Origin of the sequence: Halomonas sp. 707D4, from assembly GCF_024158685.1 — a bacterium.
GTDB lineage: Bacteria > Pseudomonadota > Gammaproteobacteria > Pseudomonadales > Halomonadaceae > Vreelandella.
Map to the genome: position 1 here is coordinate 1 of NZ_JAMZBD010000149.1, position 6,682 is coordinate 6,682.

General features: G+C 64.7%; 7 protein-coding genes. 2 read left to right on the forward strand and 5 right to left on the reverse strand.

Annotated elements, in window-relative coordinates; all coding sequences use genetic code 11:
* The 4 genes from ugpC to ugpB all read right to left on the reverse strand — a co-directional run.
* A partial coding sequence (gene ugpC, locus BIS11_RS08255) for a sn-glycerol-3-phosphate ABC transporter ATP-binding protein UgpC (RefSeq protein WP_253585911.1) occupies positions 1–725 on the reverse strand: 725 nt, incomplete at its 3' end.
* 1 nt (position 726) lies between these two features.
* Complete coding sequence (ugpE, locus tag BIS11_RS08260) at positions 727–1,575, reverse strand: sn-glycerol-3-phosphate ABC transporter permease UgpE (protein ID WP_253423121.1); 849 nt, start codon at positions 1,573–1,575, stop codon at positions 727–729.
* A gap of 49 nt (positions 1,576–1,624) precedes the next feature.
* A complete protein-coding gene (ugpA, locus tag BIS11_RS08265) occupies positions 1,625–2,509 on the reverse strand; it encodes a sn-glycerol-3-phosphate ABC transporter permease UgpA (RefSeq protein ID WP_227389028.1) in 885 nt (294 codons plus the stop codon).
* Positions 2,510–2,656: 147 nt separating this feature from the next.
* Positions 2,657–3,985 (reverse strand): sn-glycerol-3-phosphate ABC transporter substrate-binding protein UgpB, encoded by a 1,329-nt coding sequence (gene ugpB / locus BIS11_RS08270; protein ID WP_253423124.1) that lies wholly within the window; start codon positions 3,983–3,985, stop codon positions 2,657–2,659.
* Between the two features lie 271 nt (positions 3,986–4,256).
* On the opposite strand from ugpB, the gene argE reads away from it, so the two are divergent.
* A complete protein-coding gene (gene argE, locus BIS11_RS08275; RefSeq protein WP_253423127.1) occupies positions 4,257–5,426 on the forward strand; it encodes an acetylornithine deacetylase in 1,170 nt (389 codons plus the stop codon).
* A gap of 193 nt (positions 5,427–5,619) precedes the next feature.
* Here the strand turns inward: argE and BIS11_RS08280 are convergent, their stop codons facing one another.
* The gene (locus BIS11_RS08280) at positions 5,620–5,931 is read right to left on the reverse strand and encodes a hypothetical protein (RefSeq protein ID WP_253423130.1); all 312 of its coding nucleotides are present in this window, start codon (positions 5,929–5,931) and stop codon (positions 5,620–5,622) included.
* A gap of 145 nt (positions 5,932–6,076) precedes the next feature.
* On the opposite strand from BIS11_RS08280, the gene BIS11_RS08285 reads away from it, so the two are divergent.
* Positions 6,077–6,559, forward strand: a complete 483-nt coding sequence (locus BIS11_RS08285; RefSeq protein ID WP_253423133.1) for a YchJ family protein — start codon at positions 6,077–6,079, stop codon at positions 6,557–6,559.
* Positions 6,560–6,682 lie beyond the last annotated feature (123 nt).

Sequence of the window (6,682 nt, forward strand, 5' to 3'; positions counted from 1 at the left end):
ATGTTCATCGCCGGCGAGCCGATGAAGCTCGCCACGAACATGCTCGCCGGGCGGGCGTAGATCTCCATGGGCGTGCCCACCTGCTCGATCTGCCCGGCGTTCAACACCACCAGCCGGTCACCCAGAGTCATGGCCTCGAGCTGGTCGTGGGTGACGTAGAGGCTGGTGGTCTTGAGCCGGCGCTGCAGCTGCTTGATCTCGACGCGCATCTGCACGCGCAGCTTGGCGTCCAGGTTCGACAGCGGTTCGTCGAACAGGAAAGCGGCCGGCTCGCGCACCAGCGCCCGTCCCATGGCCACCCGCTGGCGCTGGCCGCCGGAGAGCTGGCGCGGCTTGCGGCCCAGGAAGTCCTCGATCTCGAGCATTTTGGCGGCGTTGCGCACCCGCGCCTCGATCTCGGGCTTCTTGAAGCCGCGGTTCTTGAGCCCGTAGGCGAGGTTGTTGTAGACCGTCATGTGCGGGTAGAGCGCGTAGTTCTGGAACACCATGGCGATGTCGCGCTCGGCAGGTTCGAGGCCGTTGACCACCCGGTCGCCGATCTTGAGCGTGCCGTCGGAAATCGTCTCGAGCCCCGCCACCATGCGCAGGAGCGTGGATTTACCGCAGCCCGACGGGCCTACCAGTACCACGAACTCGCCGTCCTTGATGTCAAGATCGATGCCTTTCACCGCCTGAACGTCTCCGGCGTAGGTCTTCTTCAGCCCTTCCAAGGTAATACTGGCCATCTTATTTCTCCGTCTCGGTCAGGCCTTTCACGAACAGTTTCTGCATCAACAGCACCACCAGCACCGGAGGCACCATGGCCAGCGTCACCGTGGCCATGATCAGGTTCCACGCCGGCACCCGATCGGATGAGGCCATCAGGCGCTTGATGCCCAGCACGATGGTGTAGAAATCCTCCTGGGTGGTGACCAGCAGCGGCCACAGGTACTGCACCCAGCCGTAGATGAACATGATCACGAACAGCGCGGCGATATTGGTGATCGATACCGGAAGCAATATGTCCTTGAAGAACTTCATGGGGCCGGCGCCGTCGACGCGGCTCGCCTCCATCAGCTCCTCGGGCACGGTCATGAAGAACTGGCGAAACAGAAACGTCGCCGTGGCCGAGGCGATCAGGGGCAGGGTGAGCCCGGCGTAGGAGTTGAGCATTCCCAGGTTTGCCACCACCGCGTAGGTGGGGATGATGCGCACCTCCACCGGCAGCATCAGGGTGATGAAGATGATCCAGAACGCCAGCATGCGAAAGCGAAAGCGGAAGTAGACGATCGCGAAGGCCGAGAGGATCGAGATGGTGATCTTCCCGAAGGCGATGGCCAGCGCCATGATGGTCGAGTTGGCCAGCATCAGCCACACCGGCGGCGCCCCCGCCACCTGCCAGCCCGAACCGAGCATCTGCGAGTAGGTGGCCCAGAAATTGTCGCCGGGAGTCAGCGGAATCACCCCGCGCACGAAGGCGCCGGCCTCGTGGGTCGAGGCGATGAACGCGACATACACCGGGAACGCCACCACCAGGACACCGATGATGAGTACCAGGTGGGTCAGCACATTGAGAAAGCGTCTGTTTTCAACCATGTCGATAGCCTTTGATGTCCAAAACCTGTGATGTCATGACCTGGGCGCACTAGTAGTTGACCCGGCGTTCCACGTAGCGGAACTGGATGAACGTCAGCAGGATGACGATGCCCATCAGAATCACCGACTGGGCCGACGAGGAGCCGATGTTGAGTCCCGCCACGCCGTCGGTGTAGACCTTGTAGACCAGCGTCATGGTGGCGGTGCCGGGGCCGCCGGCGGTGGTGGCGTCGATCACCCCGAAGGTATCGAACATCACGTAGTTGATGTTGATGATCATCAGAAAGAAGGTGGTCGGCGACAGGAGCGGGAAGACGATGGTCCAGAAGCGCTTGAAGGGCGTGGCGCCGTCGATGGCGGCGGCCTCGATCAGCGAGTGCGGGACCGACTGGAGCCCGGCCAGAAAGAACAGGAAGTTGTAGGAGATCTGCTTCCAGGCGGCGGCAATGGTGATCAGGATCATCGCCTGGGTACCGGAGACGCGGTGGTTCCAGTTGATGCCGAACCAGTCGAGCAGGTGCGGCAAGAGCCCGATGGTCGGGTTGAACAGAAACCACCACAGCACCCCGGCGACCACCGGGGCGACGGCGTAGGGCCAGACCAGCAGCGTGGTGTAGAACCGCGCGCTCTTGATGACCCGGTTGACGCACACCGCCAGCAGCAGCGCCACCCCCATCGAGAGCACGGTGACCGAGACGGCGAAGATCGCGGTGCGGCCCAGGGCGTTGAGGTAGCCCGGGTCCGCCAGCACCCGGGCGTAGTTGGAGAGCCCGACGAAGGTAGTCTTGAAGCCGAAGGCATCGGTGCGCTCGAAGCTCGACTTCACCGCCTGGCTCGCCGGCCAGATGAAGAACACCAGGGTGATGGCGAGCTGCGGCGCGAGCAGAAGGTAGGGAAGCCACCGATGCCGGTAGGTGGAGCGTTTGGTCTGCATGACACGTCCTGTCTTGCGGGTGCACGAGGCGGCAAGCCGCCGGGAATGAGTCGGGAAACGCACCATCCCATGGGCCCGGCCGGGCCCATGGGATGGCGGTCACGACACGCTCCGGCCCTCAGGGCCGGAGCGCATTGGGGAGTAGGATCAGTTGTTGGCCGACTCGAAGTCGCGCAGGATCTGGTTGCCGCGGCGCGCCGCGTCGTCCAGCGCCTGCTGGCCATCCTTGGAACCCGCCAGCACCGCCTGGAACTCCTCGTCGAGGATCATGCGCACCTGCGGATAGTTGCCGAAACGCAGGCCCTTGGAGTTCTCGGTGGGCTCGTTGAGGTTGATCTGCTCGATGGCGATGTCCGCGCCCGGGTTCTCGTCGTAGTAGCCCTGCTCCTGGCTCAGCTCATAGGCGGCGGTGGTGATCGGCAGATACCCGGTCTCCTGGTGCCACTCGGCCTGCACCTCCGGCAGCGACAGGAACTCGAGGAATTCCGCCACGCCGGCGTACTCGTCTTCCTCGTGGCCGGCGAGCACCCACAGGGTCGCGCCGCCGATGATCGAGTTCTGCGGGGCGCCGTCGACGTCGTCATAATAAGGCAGCATGCCGAAACCGACCTCGAAGTCGGCATTGGCCAGCACGTCCGCGCGCGACGCCGAGGAGTTCATGTACATCGCGCAGTCGCCGGCGTAGAACGAGGGCGCCGCGTCCGGACCGCTGGCCGGGCCGCCGTAGCTGTAGACGCCGCTGTCGCTCCACTCCTTCAACTGATCCCAGAAGCGCGCCTGCATCTCGCCGTTGAAGTCGAACTCGGTGTCGAGCCCGCCGAAGCCGTTCTCCTGGGTGCCGATCGGCAGGTTATGCAGTGCCGAGAAGTTCTCGAGGCCGATCCAGTTCGCCGCGTAGGCCATGGTGAAGCCGCACTGCGCCGCGCCTTCATCGACGATCTGTTGGCCCATCTCGCCCATCTGTGCCCAGGTGGTCGGCGGCGTTTGTGGGTCGAGGCCGGCGGCCTCGAAGGCGTCCTTGTTGTAGTAGAGGATCGGCGTCGAGGAGTTGAACGGCATCGACAGCATGTTGCCGTCGGTGTCGGTGTAGTAGCCGGTCACCACGGGCAGGTAGTCATTGGGGTCGAAGGTGTTGCCGTGCTCTTCCATCAGCTCGAACACCGGGTAGATCGCGCCGCGGGCGGCCATCATGGTGCCGGTGCCCACTTCGTAGATCTGCACGATGTGCGGCTGCTCGCCGGCGCGGAAGGCGGCGATGGTGTTGACCATGGTCTGCTCGTACTCGCCCCGGTAGGAGGGAACGACCCGGTACTCGTCCTGGGTGGCGTTGAACTCCTCGGCCAGGCCGACCAGGCGCTCGCCGAGCTCGCCGCCCATGGAGTGCCACCAAGTGATGTCGGTCGCCGCCTGGGCGGAAACGCTCAGGGTGGCGGCCGCGATACCGACCGACAGCGCGCGTAACGTGAAACGAGACATAGTAGTCTCCTTAGACATAGTAGGCTCCTTGTCGCCCTGGCATCGCCAGGTGGCACAGTGCGTTTGTTGAGGTTTTGGGTGCACCGAACAGTAGTGAGTTTAGATGACAGATTGATGAACGATAACCGGCGGCGGGCGCAAGATTCATGCAACTTTGGCAGTAGGCGATAACAGTGGCCGGTGATAGGGTGAACGCCATTGCACAACCAACGAGAGCTCTGTGAGAGAGCTCTGTGAAAGAGCTCCGTGAGAGAGCCCATGAGAGAGCCCCATGACTGACGCCATTTCGCTTCTGACCCGCCTGGTCGCCTTCGATACCACCTCCAAAGGCTCCAATCTCGCGCTGATCGCGTTCGTGGAGGAGTACCTCGCCGGCTACGGCGTCGTTTCGGAGCGGGTGACGAGCCCGTGCGGCACCAAGGCGAACTTGATCGCCCGCATCGGCCCGGACACGCCGGGCGGGGTGATGCTCTCCGGCCACACCGACGTGGTACCGGTCGAGGGCCAGCCCTGGTCGACGGACCCGTTCACGCTCCACGATGGCGGCGATGGCCGGCTCTATGGCCGCGGCAGCTGCGACATGAAGGGCTTCATCGCCTGCGCGCTCTCCAAGGTTCCCGAGTGGGTCGAGGCGCCGCTCGCCCAGCCGATCTACTTCGGCTTCTCCTATGACGAGGAGGTCGGCTGCGTCGGGGCGCCTGCGCTGATCGAGCGCTTTTTCGAGCGCTACTCCACCACCGCTCACGTGATCGTCGGTGAGCCGACCCTGATGCAGCCGGTGGTGGCCCAGAAGGGCGCGACCAACCTGCGCACCACGGTCACCGGGGTCGAGGCGCACAGCAGCCAGGTCAACCAGGGCACCTCGGCGATCCACGTCGCCGCGCGGCTGGTCACCTTCATCGAGGACACCATGGCCACGCTGGTGGAAGAGGGCCGGGTGGACGAGGCGTTCAACGTGCCCCACACGAGCCTGCACGTGGGCAGGATCAAGGGTGGCACGGCGATCAACATCATGGCCCGCGAATGTACCTTCGAGTGGGAGATCCGCCACCTGCCCACGGACACCTTCGAGGAGGTCTTCGCGCGATTCACCGCCTACGCCGACGCCCTCAAGGCCGAGCTCGAGGCGCGCGGCAAGCGCGTCGAGATCGCAACCGAGGCGCTCAACGTCACCGTGCCGGGCCTGGCCGATCGCGACAACGCCGCCGTGCTGCGCCTGGCGAAGGATCACCTGCCCGGCGAGTGCGCCAACCACGCGGTGGCCTACGCCACCGAAGCCGGCCAGTTCCAGGGCCAGGGGCTGCAGACGATCATCCTGGGCCCGGGCAGCATCAGTCAGGCCCACCAGCCGGACGAGTACATCGAGAAGAGCGAGCTTGCGGCGTGCGTCGAATTCATGACCCGGATGGGCCGGGCGCTGGAGGCGCCGTTCGAGGGGTGATCGTCGAGCCGTTCGAGGCCACAGTCGGTAGTGTCGGGTAGCCCGTAGCGAGGGTCTTTCGCCAAGGAAGGCGAAAGTAGCGTACAGGGAGGTATTCACAGCGCCCTCGCGTAGGGCTACCCGACACGGCAAGAGACCACCAACACAAACACCCGCTCAAGGCGGGTGTTTGTGTTGGTATCGAAGGTCGCTCTCAGGGCGAGGAGTGCTCCTCATAAAGCTCCGCCTTGGCGTCACGCATCACCTGCTCGCAGGCCTGCTGCTGGGCGAGCTGGGTGATCAGGCCCTGGGTGACCTCGAAGCCCTTGACCAGGCACGTGTCCACCTCGGCACGGCTGATCGCAGGCGTCACGCGGCAGTCGATCCGGACCGTACGGCCGCCGCCCTGAAGGCGGTCGGCTAACTGCCTGAGTCGCCAGGCGAGTCGCTCTTTCCAGCGGGCCGCGTCTACCGCGCCCTCGTTTACGCTGAACGTGCACTGCCACTCCGGTCTGTATACCTTCATGCGAACCTCCGCTGCGTCTGGAAAGATGGGCTGGTCGTATTGCGTACTCCGTCGTGTTCACTGTTGGGGCTCTGCTACTATACCCACAACGTTACCCGGACCGAAACAGGGAAAAGCGCGCCCGACCGGCAGCTTTGCGACCACCATGCGACCGATTTCAGAGACTTCCGCGCACGAAACGCCCACGCGGCCCTGCCCCTGCGGCAGCGGTGACGCGCTCGAGACGTGCTGTCACGTCTACCACCAGGGCACGCCCGCCCCCACGCCCGAGGCGCTGATGCGCTCGCGCTACAGCGCCTTCGCGCTCGACCTGATCGACTATCTGAGCGCCACCTGGCACCCGAGCACGCGACCGGCCACGCTTGCCCCGGACCCGAGCACGCAGTGGAAGCGATTCGTGATCGAGAACGCCCCCAAGCCTGAAGGCGAGCGCGGCACGGTGCACTTCACGGCGTACTTTTTCGAGGGCGGCTGGCACGCGCTGGAGGAGGTCTCGCGCTTCGTGTTCGAGGCCGGGCGCTGGTACTACCTCGACGGCGAGCCGCGTCTTTTGAAGCTCAAGCCCGGGCGCAACGAGCGCTGCCCGTGCGGTAGCGGGCGAAAACTCAAGGCGTGCTGCGGTGGCTGAGGGCGAAGGCGTACGGGCGCCGTGGTATCTTTACCTGCTGGAGTGCCGGCGCGGCACCTACGCCGGCATCACCAACGACCTGGCCCGGCGCTACAACGCCCTTGCCTTGGCAGTGGGCGTTGT